At 63.0% G+C, this 18,804-nt stretch carries 9 protein-coding genes; 3 read left to right on the forward strand and 6 right to left on the reverse strand.

The features are described 5' to 3' along the window. Window positions 1-5: 5 nt before the first annotated feature. The 3 genes from EGM97_RS04175 (at window position 6) to EGM97_RS04185 (ending at window position 11,821) form a co-directional block, all read left to right on the forward strand. Entirely contained in the window at window positions 6-3,590 is a 3,585-nt protein-coding gene (locus EGM97_RS04175; protein ID WP_238961047.1) for a Tc toxin subunit A, read from the forward strand. A 69-nt stretch (window positions 3,591-3,659) separates the two neighbouring features. Continuing rightward, window positions 3,660-7,766, forward strand: a complete 4,107-nt coding sequence (locus EGM97_RS04180; protein WP_238961048.1) for a Tc toxin subunit A-related protein — start codon at window positions 3,660-3,662, stop codon at window positions 7,764-7,766. Then, on the forward strand, window positions 7,763-11,821 hold the full coding sequence (locus EGM97_RS04185; RefSeq protein ID WP_238961049.1) for an Ig-like domain-containing protein: 4,059 nt from the start codon (window positions 7,763-7,765) through the stop codon (window positions 11,819-11,821). Before EGM97_RS04180 ends, EGM97_RS04185 begins: the two co-directional genes overlap by 4 nt. An 18-nt stretch (window positions 11,822-11,839) precedes the next feature. On the opposite strand, the gene EGM97_RS04190 is transcribed toward EGM97_RS04185, so the two are convergent. From EGM97_RS04190 to EGM97_RS04215, 6 genes are all read right to left on the reverse strand, one after another. Then, window positions 11,840-13,171: a DUF58 domain-containing protein gene (locus EGM97_RS04190; protein ID WP_238961050.1), complete on the reverse strand. Its 1,332-nt coding sequence runs from the start codon at window positions 13,169-13,171 to the stop codon at window positions 11,840-11,842. Window positions 13,172-13,340: 169 nt separating this feature from the next. Continuing rightward, window positions 13,341-14,345, reverse strand: coding sequence for an AAA family ATPase (locus EGM97_RS04195; RefSeq protein ID WP_238961051.1), 1,005 nt, complete (start codon window positions 14,343-14,345; stop codon window positions 13,341-13,343). Further along, window positions 14,342-15,505, reverse strand: coding sequence for a DUF4350 domain-containing protein (locus EGM97_RS04200; protein ID WP_238961052.1), 1,164 nt, complete (start codon window positions 15,503-15,505; stop codon window positions 14,342-14,344). Before EGM97_RS04200 ends, EGM97_RS04195 begins: the two co-directional genes overlap by 4 nt. After that, window positions 15,502-17,040: a DUF4129 domain-containing protein gene (locus EGM97_RS04205; RefSeq protein WP_238961053.1), complete on the reverse strand. Its 1,539-nt coding sequence runs from the start codon at window positions 17,038-17,040 to the stop codon at window positions 15,502-15,504. The genes EGM97_RS04200 and EGM97_RS04205 overlap by 4 nt, the downstream gene beginning before the upstream one ends. Continuing rightward, window positions 17,027-18,001, reverse strand: a complete 975-nt coding sequence (locus EGM97_RS04210) for a stage II sporulation protein M (RefSeq protein ID WP_238961054.1) — start codon at window positions 17,999-18,001, stop codon at window positions 17,027-17,029. The genes EGM97_RS04205 and EGM97_RS04210 overlap by 14 nt, the downstream gene beginning before the upstream one ends. Then, the gene (locus EGM97_RS04215) at window positions 17,998-18,723 is read right to left on the reverse strand and encodes an RDD family protein (RefSeq protein WP_238961055.1); all 726 of its coding nucleotides are present in this window, start codon (window positions 18,721-18,723) and stop codon (window positions 17,998-18,000) included. The genes EGM97_RS04210 and EGM97_RS04215 overlap by 4 nt, the downstream gene beginning before the upstream one ends. Window positions 18,724-18,804: the final 81 nt, after the last annotated feature.

Here is an 18,804-nt window from a genome sequence, read left to right on the forward strand (position 1 = left end):
CTGTGATGAAAGATTCTCCGGCTCGAATCGCCAGTCGTTTTTGCGAACAATTGCTGGCTGGGCGACAGTCCGAACCACTGTCCGACCTTGAGCAGTATTTTGCAGCGGGTGGCTCGGTCTGTGCGCTGGCACGCAAAGGCGTGGCCGGGCTGGTGAGCGAGTACGAGTTGGAACGCGAAGACGCCGAGGCGCTCGCCTTGCGTCTCAACGGGCTGGCGACGAGGGTGCTCAGGAGCTTCATCGAGGACCAACTGACCCGCCACGAGCCGCTGCCCTCGTACCTGCGCCAAGGCGTGCTGGCGTTGGTTGACGGGCCCACTTATGAAGGGCTGTTCAAACCCAATTTCGGCAATAAATGCCCATCGGACGCAATCGAAGCCATCCATTCACCGGTGGCCTACGCGGTGTGGCTCAAGCACTGGTCGCAACGGCGTCTCGTGCCTTCCGAAGCCAACGACGCTTATGCGCTGACCTTGCGACGCAAGGACCTGGACCTGCTGCGCATCGACCCGGTGACGACCCATCGCGTGGTGTCATCGGTCGAGGTGGTCAGCGCCGTGCTGGAGAAATCCATCGCGGACTCCCTCGGCGGGGGCGGCAACCTGGACGAGAAACTGAGCCGGCGGCGTTATCCCAACGGGTTGCCTTACCATCATCCCTGGACCACGCTGAATGAGTTGACCCGGGACCTGGGGATCTCCGTGGGTACTGTGGTGCGCTGGTGCGATCCGGCATTTCCCTATTTCCTGCGTACGTTGCCCTGGGGAGAAACCAGCGCTCACGCACTCACCCAGGCGGCCCGGCTCAGTCCCGCTTTGCGACAGCTCATGCTGGAGGTGTCGCCATTCCCCGACGGCGATCAAGACAGCTATTTCAAGGAGAACTTTGCGACACGTACGGACATTGAGTCGCAGAACCTGAATCAGACGTTCTTTTTCAACCTGCGAACCCAACTGACTCAGTCCGGACTGGAAGCCTTGCTCTCGGTTGAATTGTTTGCCCCGACGCTGTCCGAGCATGCGCTGATGCTCGATGCCCAAATCACGCCCGGGCATTCGGGCTCGGTGTTCGTCAACAATGGGCTGACGGCTCCTTCGATGCGCATCAGGTACGGCGGACGGCCTTTCACCAACAACATTACCGAGCTTATCGACGGCGGCATGTTCAGAACCGACCGAATCGACCGCCTCAACCGCAAGATCCGTCTGGACAACGCACTGGGGCTGCCCAGCCACGAAACCGATGCGCTGCTGAGCGCGATCATCGGTGCCGAACTGAACGCCGCTGCGTTGGCCAGTGGCTCGTCGCAAACGCAACCGCCGGATTATTGGATGACGGGCAGTACCGTCCGGGCATTGGGGCTGTTCCGGATGCTCCAGGAGGATTATCAGTGCACGGCAGAGGCGTTCGCGGTCTTCGTGGGCGATATTTCGGTGTTCGGTCGTGGCAGCGAGCTTTCGCAATTCGACCGGGTGTTCAACCGCGACACACTCTCGACCCCTGCGTTGCTGATGGACGACGGTGCGTTCGCGCTGGTGCCGGAAACCGAAGCCGATGCATTGACGGTGGCGCAGATTTGCGGCGGCCTGAACATCGACCTGGCAACTTATTTCAACCTGGCCCCGCTGATTGCCAGCGCCCAGGAGCTGACCGAACTCAAACGCAGCCTGCCGGTGCTGTCCGGTTTCTACCGCATGGCCAGGTTGCCGCAGCTACTGGGAGTCGCGCCGAATGTGGCGGTGGAGATTCTCAAGCGGTTGAGTGGAGCGTCAGGGCTCGTTGCGTTGCTCGGCCAGCCAGTGATCAGCGCGGACGGCCAGGCAGCGGACGTCCTGGCGGCGATCCAACGCCTGGAGGGTTGGGTTCGTTGGTGCGCCGACAATAAACTGGACGTGGCCTGGACCGTGGAACACACCCAGTCCGTGTCCGCTCCCACCGAGCCTTCCCAGGCACAGATCCGGCTCTTCGATCAGCTCCGTTCGCAGCTTGCGCCCGCGTTGTTTACCGAGGCGGCGTTGCGGATGGCCGGTGTCGCGCCATTGTCCAACGACCGGCAATGGACCCAGCAGTTGTACGAGCTGGCCGACCTGCACGGGCTGGTGATCCACCGCAGCGAATCCGTCGACCTGCCTTACGAGAACTATGCGCGGGAAATGGTCGAGCGCATTGTGCGGCAAGCGACCGATCGGGATGATCCACAGACCGTCGAGCAGATCGTCGGCGTATTGCTGAGCAGCCGTGCCAGCCAGCGCAGCGTGGTCCAGGAAAGCCTGGGCGTGTACGGCGAGCTGTCTTCCCCCTTGGCGTTGCCAGTGCTGACCTGGTCAGGCAGTACGGTCCATGAGGTGCTTTCCTACGTAGCGGGCGGTCCGACGACGGTCGAATCGACCAGGGATGATCGGCGGGACGACGAGCCTGGCGACCCGTTCCTGGGCATGCTGATGGGGTTCAGCTACCGCAGCGACGTGGTGAAAACCCTCAAGCTGAGCGCGGAGTTCCTGGCGCTTTACCTCGCCATCGGTGACGGTGTCGAGGCGGCGCCCGCCAACGCGCCCTTCACGCCAAGCGCGTTGTACTACCTGACGGTCTACAACCGTGCCGTGGCCCTCAGCCAGAAACCCGAGTCGCAGTTGCTCGATTACCTGCGGGTGGTCAACGGACTGCCCAATGACCTGTCCGGCGACGGGCTGAGACTGGTGCAGGCCCACACCGCCGAGCTGCTGGCCGAGCTCTTCGACTGGAGCGCCGAGGAAGTGCGCGCCTGCGCCGACCGGGTCAATCCGGGGCAAGGTTACATCCGCAGCCTGCAGCACCTGGATCTGCTCACGCGCCTGCGTGGTTTTTCGTTGCAAAGCACACTGGACGCGTCGACGATCCTGAAGATGGGCCTGTTGACTCCCGATGCGTCCTTCAGTGCCTACCAGGCCCTGGCCGATCAGGTCACGGCTCAGTTGGCGGACCCTCACCGGACGTCACCCCTGTATGGGCTGCATGCCGCCGGTGATCGGGTCGAGGTTCAAACCACAATAGATCGCACCGAACTGGTCGCCAACAGCAATCAAACGGCGCAACTGACCGTCACGGTCACCCTGGCGGGGGTGCCGCAGAAGAACGTCAATGTGTACTGGACATCCAGGTCGTGTCGTATCGATCCGCCAAAATCCACGACCACTGAGCACGGTGAGGCCACGGTCACCGTGCATGCCGGCGCCACGATGGGGCGTGACCTGATCAGCTACCGGCTCGACGCCCGCGAGCCGCAGCCGGCGGTGATGATCACTCTGGGTAACGACCCTTCCACGTTCAGGTTTTTGCCCGTGGACGGCGAGTTCCGCGTCGAGAAGGAAAAAGTCGGCACCGACGTCACGCTACGGGTGCTCATGCGTGACCGATACGGCAACCCGGCTGCCGATGAAGCGGTGAGTTGGGAGCTCAAACCGCTGTTCCCCATTCCTGTCCTGGGCGCGATCAATGCCGAGGGGATGGCGCAGGTGACGTTCACCAGCTTGGAAGAAACGCAAATCCCGGAGCCGAAGGTCATCAAAGACGACGCCGAACATCTGTTCAGGGCCATCGAATTCATCCCATGAAGCGACGTTTCATCGCGCGCCACGCTGCTTGTCCGCATGGCGACGATACCCAACCCACAGGAGAGGGCAATGGCTACGCAAGACATCACCCGGGCGACCGCCCTGCGCCGAGACGCGTTGATCGAATGTGCCTTGGGTATCAAGCAGATCGAGGACCAGGACGACAACAAGGGATACCCGACGATTCAAACCGCGGACGATTTGCTGGAGTGGCTGCGTACCGATCCCCTGGATAACCATCAGGTCAAGACCACCTGGGTCGCCGAGGCGGTCAGCTGTTTCCAGCAGTACATCCATGCCGTCTACCAGAAGCTCGAACCGGGCTATACCCAGCGGGAATTCGACAGCAAGGACTTGAAAGACTGGGACATCGCCAGCCAATACCCGCTATGGGCTGCCAGCCAGTTACTCAAGTGCATGCCCGAGGACTACATCACCCCTTATGCGCGCATCCGCAAGACCAGCCTGTTCAGGGCGCTGGAAAACAACCTCAACCAGACCCGGCTGACGACCGATTCGGTGCAGGCGGGCATCCAGCAGTACCTGCGTGCCTTTGAAGAAGTGTGCAACCTGGATGTGCTCAACGGTTATGTCGACGGCGCCGATGCCCGTCGTGCCGACTATTACCTGGTCGGGCGGGAGCGGATAGCGCCCTATCGTTACTTCTGGCGCAAGGCCGACGTCCAGCTGGACGCCGACACCCGAGCGATCAATCCGGCGGCCTGGAGTGAATGGCAGCCCGTCGATATTCCCGCCGATGTGCAGGTGCTCGACAGCCGGCTCGTCTTCTGGGGAGGGCGCTTGTGCATGGTCTGGGCCGAATGGCGCCAGGCGCTGTTTGACGGCGAAGGCGGGCTGCAGAAGCCCTATGAGCTAGAACTGAAGGTCGCTTTTATTACGCTGGACGGCAAGTGGTCGCCGCCGATACGGCTGAACCTGTCGGAGTTCGACAAGGACGTCAGCCCGAACTGCCGGCTGGTGGCGGTGATGCTGCGCGATGATGTGGACCCGTTGTACCCCAAGGGGCGGTTGGCGGTGCATTTGACCAATGCGACGACCATTCCCATATGGACGCGACCCAGGCCCGTGGAGATCTACGAAACACGCGACGCGTTGTTCCGCAAAGTGGACGATGAAAAGTCGATCATGGACCACTTGGCCATGGTCCGGTTCGCAGATTCCACGACGCTTCAGCAACGGGTGGCGCCGACGGAATTCTCCCGGATGAGGGAGATCGTTTCCGAAGGGGGACCCCTGGCGGAAAAATACTCGCTCAAGGCGTTCATCACCGTGGCCGGCGGTCAGGAAATCCTGCATGTACAACCCCACTGTGCGTTGGGCACACCAGGGGCGGCCGAAACGCAAGCGACCTTCACATTGAAGTTGGAATACGCTTCGGGTGGCGAGCCGGAAACCATCACCGAGAGACATTCGGACAACGGAGGCTGGTCATTCGTATGGCGACAATATACCCGGGCCAGCTTCGCCGGCCTGACAGCGATATTCGTTCTGTCAAGCGAAGATCTTGGCAGCAAGACCTTTACGCTGGAACTGAAGGGTGTACCCCCAGCGCCGAAACTGCCCTCGCTGCACAAGACCAACGCACGGGGCGCCCAATTCCTGCACCTCAACGACCCGGCCCTGACCCTCAAGTACGCTCGCCTGAATACCCTGATCGGTGCTGAGCTGGTGACGCGCGCCAATGTGTCGACCGATGCCGTACTCGATTGGGACACCCAGTTTCCCGACGAGCCTCCGCTGCCCGAGGGAGCGGCCGAGCCCAATGGACCGTTCGACGGGGCCAACGGGCTGTTTTTCTGGGAGCTGTTCTTTCATCTGCCCCACCTGGTGGCGACGCGACTCAAGGATGAAGAGCGTTTTGTCGAAGCCCAGCAATGGTTGCATTTCATCTTCGATCCCCAGGCGCCCGCCGATGCGGATGCCGGCAGGGCGAATCCGAAGCCGCGCTATTGGCGTTGCCGACCGCTGAATGTGTCCAGTGCCGAAGGCGACGTGGGATGCGAAGCCGACAGTCCGACCGATCCCGACGCGATAGCGTACTCGACGCCCCGGCATTACCAGATGCTGATCTTCCTCGACTACGCCGCCAACCTCGTGGCGTGGGGGGACTGGCTCTACCGGCAACTGACACGGGACAGCCTGGCGGCGGCCAAGCTGCAATACCTGCGGGCCAAGAACCTGATGGGCGCCGCACCCGACATGCAGACCCTCAGCCAGTGGACGCCCGCCACGCTGGCGGAACTGGTGGAGGAACTGGAAGACAGCGCCGCACTCAAGGCATTCGAGCAGGCGCTGGTGCTGGAGTCGGGATCGCTGCCGGTCAGGACCCGTTTTTTCGAAGACCCCGGCGTCATCGGCACCGGACGTTTCCGCCTGCCGGTCAGCCAGCGGCTGTTGCAGCTGTATGAGTTACCGGCCCAGCGCCTGTACAACCTGCGAAATAACCTGACCATCGACGGCAAACCGCTCTCCATCGAAATGTTCAGCACGATCAACCCTTCGGATCTGCTCAACAATCTGGCGGCCGGCGGTGGCGGTCCCGTACGTCCCCTGGGCGGGCCCTTGCGGGTCGCGGCGTTTCGTTGGCGCCCGTTGTTCGACACGGCCATCCGGGCCACCCAATACTTGCAGGATTGCGGCAATCAGGTGATGCGCCTGCTGGAGCAGCAAGACCGGGGCGAGCAGGAATTGCTGCAGCAGCGCCATCTGACCGAGCTCAGTACCTTCGTCAGGACGGTGCAGGAAGAAAATCTCGCCCAACTGCGAGAAACACTGGCGGCCCTGCAGAGCAGTCGCACCTTGACCGAGGAGCGGCAAACCCATTTCGCGAGACTGTATGTCGAGAACATTTCCAACAGTGAATACAAGGTCATGGCGGCTCTCGACACCACTAAACTGCTGACGTCGCTGAGCACGTCGATGCAAGTGGCCGGCGCTGTTATTGACGCCTTCCCCAATGTGTTCGGCCTGGCCAACGGCGGACATCAGCCGGGCAGCCTGCCAAGAGCCATCGGCTATGGATTCCAGGTCGCGGCCGAGGTCGTGCGCAACGATGCCGAGAAGGATGCCACCTCCGAAAGCTATCGGCGGCGCCGTCAGGACTGGGGATTGGTTCGCGATCAGGCCACCGCGGAGCTGGCGATGATCGATGAACAAATCAAGGCCCAGGAACATGCGGTCTATGCCGCCGAGGCCAGTCTGGAGCAGACCCTCAGGATGAATGCGCAGAGCCAGGCGCTCTATGATTTCCTGCTCACCCGCGCCACCCGTGTCGAGCTGTACCGCTGGTATCTGGGGCAATGCAAGACTCTGCACTACCAGGCCTATGATCAAGTCGTCAGCCTATGCCTGAGCGCCCAGAGCGCCTTGCAACTGGAAACCGCCGAATTCGATCTCACCCACATACGCACCGATGCGTGGCTGGACAATTATTACGGCCTGACCGCCGGAGACGCGTTGCGCCTCGATCTGTTGCGCATGGAAGCCGATTACCTGCTGCGGTACGAGCGACGCCTGGAAATGGTCAAGACCGTATCCCTGCGTCAGTTGTTCGATGAGGGCATCGATACAGAGCCGGATTACCCGAGCTGGGCCGAAGCGCGAGATGACTTGATAAACACCGGCACCCTGAATTTTCAACTGTCCCAACTGCTGTTCGATCGCGATTACCACAACCACTACTGCCGCCAGATCAGCGCCGTGGATGTCACGTTGCCGACCCTGCTCGGCCCTTATGAAAACATCTGTGCAACGCTGACGCAGGTCAGCAGCGCCACCGCGATCAAGGCCTCCCGTGAGTCGCTGGACTACCTGTACGGCGCAAGCGCCCTGCCTCCGGCCGATGTGCTGCTCAATATCAGCAGCGGCGAACAGATGGCCATTTCCATTGGCCTGGACGATTTTGGCGTGGCGGCGCTGAAACCCGACGAAGGCTTGCGAAACACCTTCGAGAACACCGGTGCCGTGTCCCGCTGGACATTGACCTTTCCCTGGTTCGACCACACCGACCGGAAGAAGAAGCAACTGCAAGCCCTGAACGACGTCATCGTCAAAGTGCGCTACACCGCCAAGGTGGGAGGCCCGGCGTTTTCCCGGTATGTCCAGGACAAAGTGCGAACAGCCAGCAGCACAGCGTTCAAGGGGTCGCAACGATGAACAGAGAACCCGTCAACACCAGGACCAATATCGTCCCCAACGGTCATTTCGACCTGGGTTATTTCTACTGGAACGACGCCGGTACGCCCGGAGGCCACTACCACAGGAATCAGGGCCAATGGGAAGGGCAGCCCATCTACTACATGTCTCTTTACAAAGGTTCGGGGATTACCCAGACAGTGCCTGCGCCGGCACCGCAATCAGCCGGGGCGGGTTATCGCTTGAGCTTCCTCTACGATAACCGTCATGAAGATCCCGGGGTTTTCATCCTGCGCCGGCGCGGCACCGAAGATATGCTGGAAATACCCTTGCCTGCCACGGGGAACAGGGGGACCGACCCTGAAACCCAGGCGTTGAGCCTGACACTCATCACCGCGCCGATCGAGTTCGATGTCGAGCGCGAGGATCTTTTCGAGTTCGTCATACTCAGCCCGACCCAAGCCTCGACGGACGAGGACGTCATTGTCGCCCGGATCGATTTCCATCTCGAGCTGGAGCCGCTGGTGCTGGCGCGCATCGTCAATGACGGCCAGGCGTTCACCCCGACCGGCGAACCCTTGCTCTATCTATGCCATGGAGCCACCGGCAGCCAACGCCACCAAGTGTCCTTCCAGCCCGCGCCGGACAGCCCCTGGACCGGCACCGACGCCTTGTTGTGGAGCCAGGACAACCCGCTGGAGGCGGTGGTGATCTTGCCCGAATGGGGAGAGAACCAAACGATCGAAACGGCATGGCAGGTGGATTGCCCTGAACCGGTCTCGGATGACACTCAACAGTTCAACCTGTCCATCTACAGCAAGTACCACGCGCAGGTTTATCCGATTGCCGTTTCGCTCGGGCATCATCGACTCGTGGTCGAAACCATTCTGGACCCGGCTTACCAACCGGTGGTCGAGTACGCTCAATCGGTCAGACTGGGCGTCCGGGTGAAGTCTTATTACCTGGACCTGCCGATGCGCGATCGCGAAGTGACCTGGCTGCTCGGCGAGGACGTGCTTGCCGTCGACAAGACCGACGAAGGCGGCGAGGCGTGGTTTGATTTCACCCCCGAGCGCGATGGCCCGCTCGCGGTGCAAGCCCGGGTCGAGAGTCCTTTTTATGCACAGGGCAACACGGCGCATACCTTCGACGTCAAGGCCCATGCCACGGACCCGTTGAAGACGGTACGAGTCAAGTTTCCCAACATGGACGCTGCGCCGTGGGGGGAGAAAACCGGCTATCCCGATCGCGGCGCGTCGTATCGGCTGGAAGTGTCCTTTGCCGCCGACAGCCCGTTGCTCAACCGGCATGTCTGGCTGGCCTGGGAAGGCAAGGCTCCCGAAGAGCTGGGCGTGACGGTCCAGCCGGCCTTGATGCAGCCGGTGCCAGTCACCACTACCCCTTTGGTCTGGCGCCTCGATTGCCAGGACCGGGACGATGGCCAGTTCAACTTGCGCTTGGGGAGCGCCGATCTGTTGAGGCCGACCGTGGTCAACCCCATGTCGCTGGCCCGCCACAGTCTCAAGATTGGCGAGGTGCGTGGGCCTAACCGGGTGCCGGTGGTGGACGAGGGGGATTATGTCTGGTGCATGTTGCGGGTGGTGACCCAGGCAGGTGACCAGCCGGTTGCCGGAGTGCCGGTGGAGTGGGACGCCTCCGGGGGGCTTCAGCGAACCTTCACCGGCGTGGACGGCTGGGCCAGCGTGATCGACCGGCCCACCGTGCATGGGGATTACACCCTCGCGGCGCGGGTCAACCCTCGGGAAGGTGCACCGCAGCTCAAGCACGACTTCGAGATCCAGACATTGCCCACCAGCGTCTGGAAGACGGGCAGTTTTACCTTGGATGAAGCAGCGGTTGATCGGGTGGGGGCGGGTGCGGTGTGCCGCATGGGGCAGACGTATGCGTTTCGGCTCGCGGTGGCATCCGGCAGCCCGTTGATCGGCAAGGAGGTTTCTCTGCGCTGGCGTGATCCGGCCGCCGTCCGTTCAATCGTCATCGCCAACATGGAATCCCCGGTCACAATCACCGCCAGCGGCGTGCAATGGAATGTCGACGCACTGGCGGTCGATACCAGCGGTGTGTTCGACCTGCAGGTGATCTCGACGGGGATGGAGGCACGCGACCTGGCGTTTCGTTCGTTGCCCCAGGATCTGTCCTCCGAGATCGGGTTGGTCTTCGACCAGGTGCAGAAGCCCTGGACGGACGATGTCGCGTTGTACCCGTGCATCGGCGCGACCCACGAGCTGACGGTCCAACCGACGAACAACCTCGGCGGCTTGCATGGGCTGCTGCTGGAAACCGTCATGGCGCCGGACCTGCCGCCGCAATGGGTCATCACCCCGTCCTTGGCGCAACCTGCTGCCATGACGGCGGGTGGCGTTCGCTATCGCTGTGATCTGACGGCAACGACCGAAACCGCGGAGCGTCGGTGGAATGCCGCTTTCCGGGATGTCGATGGCTTTACCCAGCCGTCGGCCTTCGGTTTCAAGCTGGCCCACAACAAAGTGGTGATCGGTACGCCGTACGACGTGGCGACCGATCCGGTGTTGAGCAAGGGCGAAAGCGTACGGTTGGCCGTGCGATACCTGTCGGCGTTCACCGGCAGGCCGGCAAACGATGTCAGCGTGGAATGGGACGACGGGGAGATGTCCTTGAGCGCCGCGGACGGTATCGCTCAACGCAGCTACCAGCCGACGAGTGCGGGAAGCCAGGAGGTCCAGGCGTCCGTCATCAATCCCTATGATGCGACCCAGGTGGAACATTCATTTTCGGTGTTTGCCTATCAGGAAGATCCCTGGCTCGACCTGCACGTCAGCGTCGGTACCGGCGCAGGACAGCGCTGGGGCGAGCGTACTTTCTTTCCCCGGCGCGAAGGCCGGTTGGACTTGACACTCTCGGCTCCTTCGGACAGTCCGTTGCTCAACCAGGCGCTGACGCTGGGGCTCGATGGCGCCTATGAATTGGACGCGGGATTGTCGTTCGGGCCGGTCGGGCTGGGCGTATCGCGCCCATTGGGCGCTGCTGGCCTGCCGCTCAGCCTGTTGGCCGGTGACCGGACCGATGCGGCGTTTTATCTGCAATTGTCCGCTTCGCGGCTGTTGGCCCGCTCGCCGCTGAATGCGTTTTCCCTGGGAAGCCACCTGCCGGTGGATGTCATGGCCGCAACGAACCAGGAGCCGACGGTGGTCGACTGGGGCGAAGGGTTGTTCTTTGAAATCACCTTGACCAACGCCCTGTCCGGTCAACCCGCCCGAAATGTTCAGGTGTCCTGGAACAGCACCGACGAGGCCGTGGAGGAGGCAACGACATTCACCGATTTTTACGGCGTTGCGCGGTTCGATTTCACGGCGACGGTTCCCGGCCCGGGCACCGTGACTGCTCGCGCCGTGGGTGGAACCGAAGTCGTGGAATTCGCTTACCTCGTCCACGAGGCCTGCGTGATTCAAAGCCTGACCAGCCCGGGCCTGGAGAATGTTCCGGGAGAAGCGGTCAGTGCCGAGGCCACGGTGGTCAGCGCCGCCAGCGGTGAGCCGGTGCAAGGGGTGCGGGTACATTGGTTTTACAAAGGCGTTGTACTCGAACCGGTCGCTACCGATGCGAATGGCAAGGCGCGCATTACCTTCGAGCTGCCGCCCAGAATCGGGCGCTATGTCCTGAGTGCATCGGTCAGAGGGGAGCAGGGGTGGGAGTCGGCCCGGTTGGCGTCAAGGGTGTCCGGAACGGAGGAGAGCTGGGTGCAGGAGTTTACCCTTCGGCTGAACGGAGACCTGGTCGATATGGACTATTTACCCATCAGGAGACTGTATTTGACCCATGGAAGAAGCCATGTCCTGGAGCTGAGCGCCAAGAACGACAGCAGCTTGATCAACGAGACGCAAGTGTCCCTGTCCGGCGTCCCGCCGATATCGTTGGGATTGCAGTTCGATCCTCAATTGCACGTACAACGACCGGTAACGGCAACTCCCTTACGCTGGACCATTGTGACGCAGCCCCAGGCCTACGGTGAGTTTGTCGTGAACCTGAGCAGTCCGGATCTGCCTTCCAGGCCTTTACCTGCCGAGGTGAACGTTTGATGCCCGGATGTCGGGCATCTATAGATTCCCTGCCTTCTTCCACCCCAGGTACAACGTCACCAGCTCGGCCCCCAGCTCCCCGGGCCGGGCTTGCAGCACCGCCACGCCATGGGCGTTCAGGCGCTCGTGCAGCTCATTGCGTGCATTCAAATACTCGACGGCCCCGCAATAGGCCAGGGCCTCGGGCAAGGTCTGCACCGGCGCTTCGCGCAGTCGGTCCAGTGCCTCTTCCCGCAGGCTGGCCACCAGCACCCGATGCTGCTGGCCCAGTCGTTTGACGGCCGTCAGCAGGTCTTCGTCGTCTTCATCGCGCAGGTTGGTCACCAGCACCACGAGAGCCCGACGTTTTTGCCGGGCCAGCAGTTCGGTGACGGCGGCCTGGTAGTCGGCGGGGCGGGAAGTGCTGTCCAGGTCGTACACGCTGTTGAGCAGCACATTGAGTTGGCCGGGGCCCTTGACCGGAGCGAGGTAGCGCGGTTGCTCGCTGGCGAACGCGCTCAGGCCCACGGCATCGCCCTGGCGCAGGGCCGTGTAGCTGAGCAGCAGGCAAGCGTTGAGCGCTTGATCGAAATGCGACAGCTCGCCGTCCTGGCTGCGCATGCGTCGGCCACAATCGAGCAAGAAAATGATTTGTTGGTCGCGTTCGTCTTCGTATTCGCGAGCAATGGGCGTGCGATGGCGAGCGGTGGCCTTCCAGTCGATCTGGCGCAGGCTGTCGCCTTCGCGAAACTCGCGCAGTTGATGGAAGTCCTGCCCCTGGCCTCGCCGTTGGCGCTGGCGGACGCCGAGCTGGCTGAGCCAGTTGTCCACCGCCAGAAGCTGGCCGTCGTAGAGCCTGGCGAAGTCGGGGTAGACGCGGATCTCATCGATTGCCTCCAGCAGGCGCCTGTCGGTCCACAGGCCCAACGGGCTCGGCAAGTTGATTTCGCATCGCTCGAAAGTGAAGTGGCCGCGCTTGAGTGGACGCAGGCGATAAGCGACCTCGCTGTGTTGGCCGGGTTGGAGCTCGATTGACAGCGCAAGGTGTTCGAAGTCCAGGCCGTCGGGGACGTGGTCGAAGACCTGAACGCCCAGCGGCTGGGCATAGTCGTGGGTGATCCCCAGTTGGACCTCGCTCCAGCGACCCAAGGCCAGGCTTCCTGGCATCTGCCGTTGCACTCGTGGCGAAGGCAGGCGCTTGAGGCGCATGGCGTCGAGGATCGCCAGGGCCAGCAAGGCCAGCAGCAAGCCCCAACTGATCGACTGGGCCGATGCTGGCAACGCAATGCCCAACGCCCGCAACGCTCCCAGCACGATATCGACGGCCAGCAGGATCGCGAGCCAGGTCAGCAGCAGGCGCGAGGGCTTCATGGGTGGGGTCTCATGGAGGTCGAACCGTCCATTGTGGCGAGGGGATTCATCCCCGCTGGGCTGCGAAGCAGCCCCCAGGACATGACTGAAACACCGCAAGGGGCCGCTGCGCGGCCAGTGGGGATAAATCCCCTCGCCACGGAAGGTATCCTCGGCATATTGGTACTGCTCACAACCGCGGCGCCGGCACTTGATCGAGCAGTTGGCCCAGCACCTGATCCACCGTCAGCCCTTCGATGTCCAGCTCCGGCGCCAGCCGCACCCGATGGCGCAGCACGGCCAGGGCGCAGCCCTTGATGTCGTCCGGTACGACGAATTCGCCGCCGCGCAACAAGGCGCGCGCCCGGGCGCAACGCACCAGCGCAATCGAGGCGCGAGGGCCGGCGCCCAGGGTCAGGCCCGGCCAGCTGCGGGTGGTGCGGGCCAGACGTACGGCGTAGTCGAGCACCTGGTCGTCCATCGGCAGGTCGCTGGCAATGCGCTGCAACGCCTGGACGTCCTTGGCTTGCAACACCGTGCGCAGGGGTTGTACGTCAAGCATGTCGGCCCGGGTCGAGCGGCTGACCTGACGCACCATGTTCAATTCCTGTTCGGCGTCCGGGTAGTCCATGCGCACCTTGAGCATGAAGCGATCGAGCTCGGCTTCGGGCAGCGGGTAGGTGCCCTCCTGTTCGATAGGGTTCTGGGTGGCGAGCACCATGAACGGCTGGGCGATGGGCAGGGCGCGGCCTTCGAGGGTGACCTGGCGTTCCTGCATGGCTTCGAGCAGCGCGGCCTGGGTCTTGGCCGGTGCGCGGTTGATCTCGTCGGCCAGCAGCAGGTGGGTGAAGACGGGACCCTTGCGCAACTTGAACTGCTCGGTCTGCAAGTCATACACCGCATGGCCCGTGACGTCGCTGGGCATCAGGTCGGGGGTGAACTGGATACGGGCGAACTCGCCATTGAAACAGCGGGCCATGGCGCGCACCAGCAGTGTCTTGCCCAACCCGGGAACCCCTTCGAGCAGGACGTGACCGCCGGCGATCAACGCCGTGAGTACATCGTCGATCACCGCGGCCTGGCCGACCACCGCCTTGTGCAGCTCGGTGCGGATGGCCTGGGCCAGCTGACTGGCGCGCTGGCGCTGTTGGGCGGCGTGGGCCTGGCTGTCGACCGGTTCGTTCTGTTCAGTCATAAGGCATTCCTGAGGGTTTGCAGATGGGCGACCTGACGGCAGAACTCAGCGCTGGACAGACGCTGTTTCGGCCGGGGGGCGAGGGCGTGGCTGATGGACCTGGTGGGTTGGCGCGTCAGGCGCGAGAGCACCTGCCATTGCTCGGCCACGGCCAGTTGTTCGAAGCCTGGATGACGATGGCGGGCCCGGCGCATCACGTCCTGTTGCAAGGTGTGCAGCAAGTGTTGCTGACCACTGTGACGCAAATGGAAAACGGCACTGGCCTGTACGTGCTCCTCCAGCTGGCGTCGGGCCTTGGGGGCCGGTGCTTGCAGCGGACCATGACGTACCGCCGAGTGCCACAGCCACAGGGCAATCAAGGCCGCCAGCGCGACAAGCGCCTGGGGGAAGTACCGCAACAGCAGGGTCAGCAGGTTGTCGTGATCGATGTTGAACAGCAGCGTGACGTCTGTGTCGGCGCTCAGGTACCAGAGCAGCCAGGCATTGTCGTACTGGTCGATCCGATCGTTCTTCCACAGCTCGGCATCGGTGATCACCGTGATCGAACCCAGGCCATGGTTCAGTTGCATCATGTGGGTGGCCTTGGCGCTGTTGGCCCAGGCCTGGGCAAGGTTGTGGGGGTCTTCGAGGTGGAAGTCGGTGTCGAAACCGACATACGCAGGCGCCTCTTCATCCTCCAGGTACAACTTGGTCAGCTCGGGGTAGCGGTCCTCGGTGGGAGCCGGCGCCGGGTCCTTGAGGTCTTCGCTCAGGAGTTGGTGCAGGCTCACGCGGTCCAGCAGCAGATCGCCGCTGCTGTTGGTGCGGTCATCCCACAGGGCTTCGGCAACGAACAGCAATCGTCCGCCGGCCCGGGTCCAGTTCATTACCTGCTCGACTTCCCGCGGCGTCATGTCGGTGCGTTCCCCCAGCAACAACAGGCTGTGCTGGCGCGGTTCCAGGGTGGGCAGGATGTCCAGGCTATTGGCGTGTTCGACATTGATGCCTTGCCGGCGCAGGAAATGCTCGGCGGCCAGGTAAGGGTTGGCCTGGGCTTCGGGGGAGGGGCCGTGGTCGATGGTTTCCTGATAGGGCACCGCCTTGGCGTTCACGTAGGCGAACAAGGCCAGCACCAACGCGGCCACCAACGCCCCGACCAGCAGTCCGACGCGCCGGCTCATCGCGCCGCTCCCGGACCGAACAGCCCGCGCCAACCGTCGCACAGCGCTTGTTGCAGAGGAGGCGGTGGCGTGCGATGTCCATAGGCGACATTCTGCCAGTGCAGGGTCAGGAGCTTGCTGAACGCCAGCAGGTTCTCCTGCTGGAGCTGTTCGATACGATGCAGTACCTGGCCTTCGGTATCGGCCGCTTTCAGGGCAACACCGAATTCATGGTGCAGGCGGCTGAGCAGAGCCCGGTACAACAGGCCCAGGGCGTCACGCGGAGCTGTGGCCCACAGTTGCTCGGCGCTGGCCGCTACATCGTCCGGCAAGCTCTCTTCCCGTATGTCCAGGCCGAACATGCGGGCCGGCACCGGTGGTTCTGTGGGCGGGCGCCTGGTCCGTCGGCGACCGGGCAAGGCCTGGAACCGATCACGGTAGTGCCAGACCAGCCAGACGATCGCTCCCACCAGGCAAGCCCAGAGCAGGACCTGGATGGTCGCGGCAGCGGTCTCGAAGTGCAGGCCACCGAGCCACTTGAAGAATGCCTTGAGCCAGCCCGAGGATTCGTCGGCCTCGGTGGACTCTTCCGAGTCCTCGCCAAAACGGTAACGGGTCACGGTTTCCGGATTCTTGAACGGCGCAGCCTCAAGGATCGCTTCGATGCTGTTTCGGGACGCCTCGCTGGTGAGGGGCTGATTGAGCAGTCGGGGGCTGTCGGGCGCGGTGTTGTCTTCGGCGGCCCAGGTCACGGGCGTCAGTGGCAGCAACGTCAGGGCCAGCAGCATCAGCACGGGGGCAACGCCGCTCAGGCGCTGGCGCAGGCGGCGGAACACCAGCTCGATGTCCCAGGCTTCCAGGATCGTGCGCCGATTCAGGTACAGGCTGAAGCCGCAGGCGACATACACCGGTTCCCAGAGAATCAGCAGCAGGGGATACAGGAAGTTGATCAGATGTTCGAACCACAGCCAGTCGTTCTCGGCGACGGCGATCAATGCCTGCCAGTCCCATTCCAGTTCCACCTGCTGCGGCACGAACAGGTAGAAGAGGGCCATCAGTCCGAACCACAGGGCCATCTCCAGATGCACGCCGATCACGGTCAGCCACTGCGCCGCGCCGCCGCTGCGTTGCAGCAGTACCCGCAAGCGCTGTGCCCGTGCTTCACCGGCAAGCCCTTCAAGTTGCACCACCGGCATCAGGAAACTGCGGCTCAGGCTCAGTCGTCGCCAGGTCAGGCTGGCGAGCAATTGGGATTTGAGCAGCGCGGGCCACTGGCGCAAGGCTTGTTTCAGCGTGGGCGTTTCGCCAAACAATGCCTTGGAAAGAATGTACAGCGGCAGGCGGTCGAAGGCTGGCTTCAGCCACCAGAACACCAGCACCACGAGGGACGGCGAATCCCATAGCAGCAGGGTCAGCAGCGCATAGACCGGAAGCGTGACGATGGCCCAGCTGAGCATCAGCAGGCGTCGGTGCTGCTGGCTCATCAGAATGCCCAGGTCCATGGCTTCCCAAGTGGTGCGCGGGCGGATGGCTACGGTGGCGTCACTCAGCCGCATGGCGTACCCGTCCGGCAAACAGCAGGTAGCTCAACACCAGCAGCCACAACAAGGCGCCGACTGTGTATTTGGTGGCGGGCGTCACGGTGCTGGAGGACCAGTAGGCTTCGATGAAGGCGGCAATGAGCAGGAACAACGTCACCCCCGCGATCATCGATATGTTTTTGCGTGCGGCGAGCCGCAGGGCTTCGCCCCGGGTGAGGCGCCCTGGGGCGATCAATGCCCAGCCCAGTTGCAGGCCAGCGGCGCCAGCCAGGGTAATGGCGGTGAGTTCGAAGGCCCCGTGACCGATCACGAACGACCAGAACGTCCCCCCCGAGCCAATCTGGGTCAGGTGTCCGGCCACCGCGCCGATGGTCAGGCCGTTGAAGAAAAGAAAGAATGCACTGCCCAGGCCGAACATCATGCCGCTGGCGAACGTCTGAAAGGCGATGCCGATGTTATGCATGATGTAATAGCCGAACATGGCCCAGTCCTCGCTGGCGGCCCGTTCGATCGAGCGCCCCAGGTGGCCGGCGGCCGGATCGTACATGCTGCGAATCTGGCTGACTTCCTCGGCACCCAGCACGCTGTAGACCAGCTCGGGGAACAGATAGACCAGCAGCCCGATGCCGGCCAGGCTGCCAAGGAACATCACGCAGGCGGCCAGCACGAAGCGCCATTGCTCTCGAACCAACTGTGGGAAACCGACCAGGATAAACATCGCGAGGCCGGCCGATGGCCTGCTGTGGTCGCGGTAGAGTTGCTGGTGCCCACGCAGCGCCAGTTGCTGCAGCGTATCGACCAGCAGGCTGCTGTAGCCTCGCGCCTGGGCCAATGCCAGGTGCTGGCAGAGCCGGCGGTAGGCGTGGGGAAAGTCGCTGCTCTGGGGGACGTTGCGGCTGCGCTCCAATTGATCGAGCAGTCGGGACAGGCGCTCCCATTCTCCCTGGTGGCGGTTTTCGAACAGGCTCTGCTTCATGTTGGCCCCAACAGGCCGCGGGCGATGCCATTGAGTTCGGCCACGGCACGGGCGGGTGGTACGTGCAGCGGCCCGGCGAGGATGCTCGCCAGTTCATTGACCCTGGCATCGGAAAGTTCGGCCTGGCGTTCGGCGAATCCCAGCACGGCACGCTGTTCGTTGAGACTCAAGGCAAAAGGGGGGCGCAAGGCCGGCGCCTGTGGCAGGGCGGGGCGCTTGACCGGCTGCTCGCGATACACCACCAGCGTGCCGGCCGCCAGGTCCCCCAGGCGCTTGAAGGCCGGATGCTGCAGGCAACAGACGGCGCCGAAGGCATAGCCAAAGGGCAGCAGGTCGACGAAGCGCAACAGGTTGCGGATCAGCGAGGCCGACCAACCGATCGGCCGGCCGTCGTCCTGGACCACACGCAGACCCATCATCTGCTTGCCGGGGGAACGCCCTTGCCTCAGCACTTCGAACAGCACCATGTACCACCAGCTGACCACAAACAACAGGATGGCGCCCAGGCCGATCCCCAGTTCGCCAAAAAATGCCAGGATGAAGAACAGGCACCCCAGGGCCAGGCCTCGTATGCCCAGATCGATGGCGAAGGCCAGCGCACGAGGCATCAGCCCCGCCGGGCGCAGCGGCAGGTCGATGCCCTCGGGCGTTTCGACCTGATATCGCGTGTCCAGGGGAGGGGGTAGCGACGCGTTCCTTTGCAGTGCTGGTGTCTCGAGCATGGGCTACCTGAGTGATGGGCCGGTTCGAACGTCCGCAGATGCTAGCAGTCTTCGTGCGCGCAAACGATATGACGATGCCTG

It is taken from the genome of Pseudomonas sp. AF32 (assembly GCF_022342325.2).
GTDB lineage: Bacteria > Pseudomonadota > Gammaproteobacteria > Pseudomonadales > Pseudomonadaceae > Aquipseudomonas > Aquipseudomonas uvaldensis.

Excerpts from the sequence above, each read along its gene's own strand:
- EGM97_RS04175 (WP_238961047.1), top strand. The coding sequence starts at position 6 with ATGAAAGATTCTCCGGCTCGAATCGCCAGTCGTTTTTGCGAACAATTG.
- EGM97_RS04180 (WP_238961048.1), top strand. The coding sequence starts at position 3,660 with ATGGCTACGCAAGACATCACCCGGGCGACCGCCCTGCGCCGAGACGCG.
- EGM97_RS04185 (WP_238961049.1), top strand. The coding sequence starts at position 7,763 with ATGAACAGAGAACCCGTCAACACCAGGACCAATATCGTCCCCAACGGT.
- EGM97_RS04190 (WP_238961050.1), bottom strand. The coding sequence starts at position 13,171 with ATGAAGCCCTCGCGCCTGCTGCTGACCTGGCTCGCGATCCTGCTGGCC.
- EGM97_RS04195 (WP_238961051.1), bottom strand. The coding sequence starts at position 14,345 with ATGACTGAACAGAACGAACCGGTCGACAGCCAGGCCCACGCCGCCCAA.
- EGM97_RS04200 (WP_238961052.1), bottom strand. The coding sequence starts at position 15,505 with ATGAGCCGGCGCGTCGGACTGCTGGTCGGGGCGTTGGTGGCCGCGTTG.
- EGM97_RS04205 (WP_238961053.1), bottom strand. The coding sequence starts at position 17,040 with ATGCGGCTGAGTGACGCCACCGTAGCCATCCGCCCGCGCACCACTTGG.
- EGM97_RS04210 (WP_238961054.1), bottom strand. The coding sequence starts at position 18,001 with ATGAAGCAGAGCCTGTTCGAAAACCGCCACCAGGGAGAATGGGAGCGC.
- EGM97_RS04215 (WP_238961055.1), bottom strand. The coding sequence starts at position 18,723 with ATGCTCGAGACACCAGCACTGCAAAGGAACGCGTCGCTACCCCCTCCC.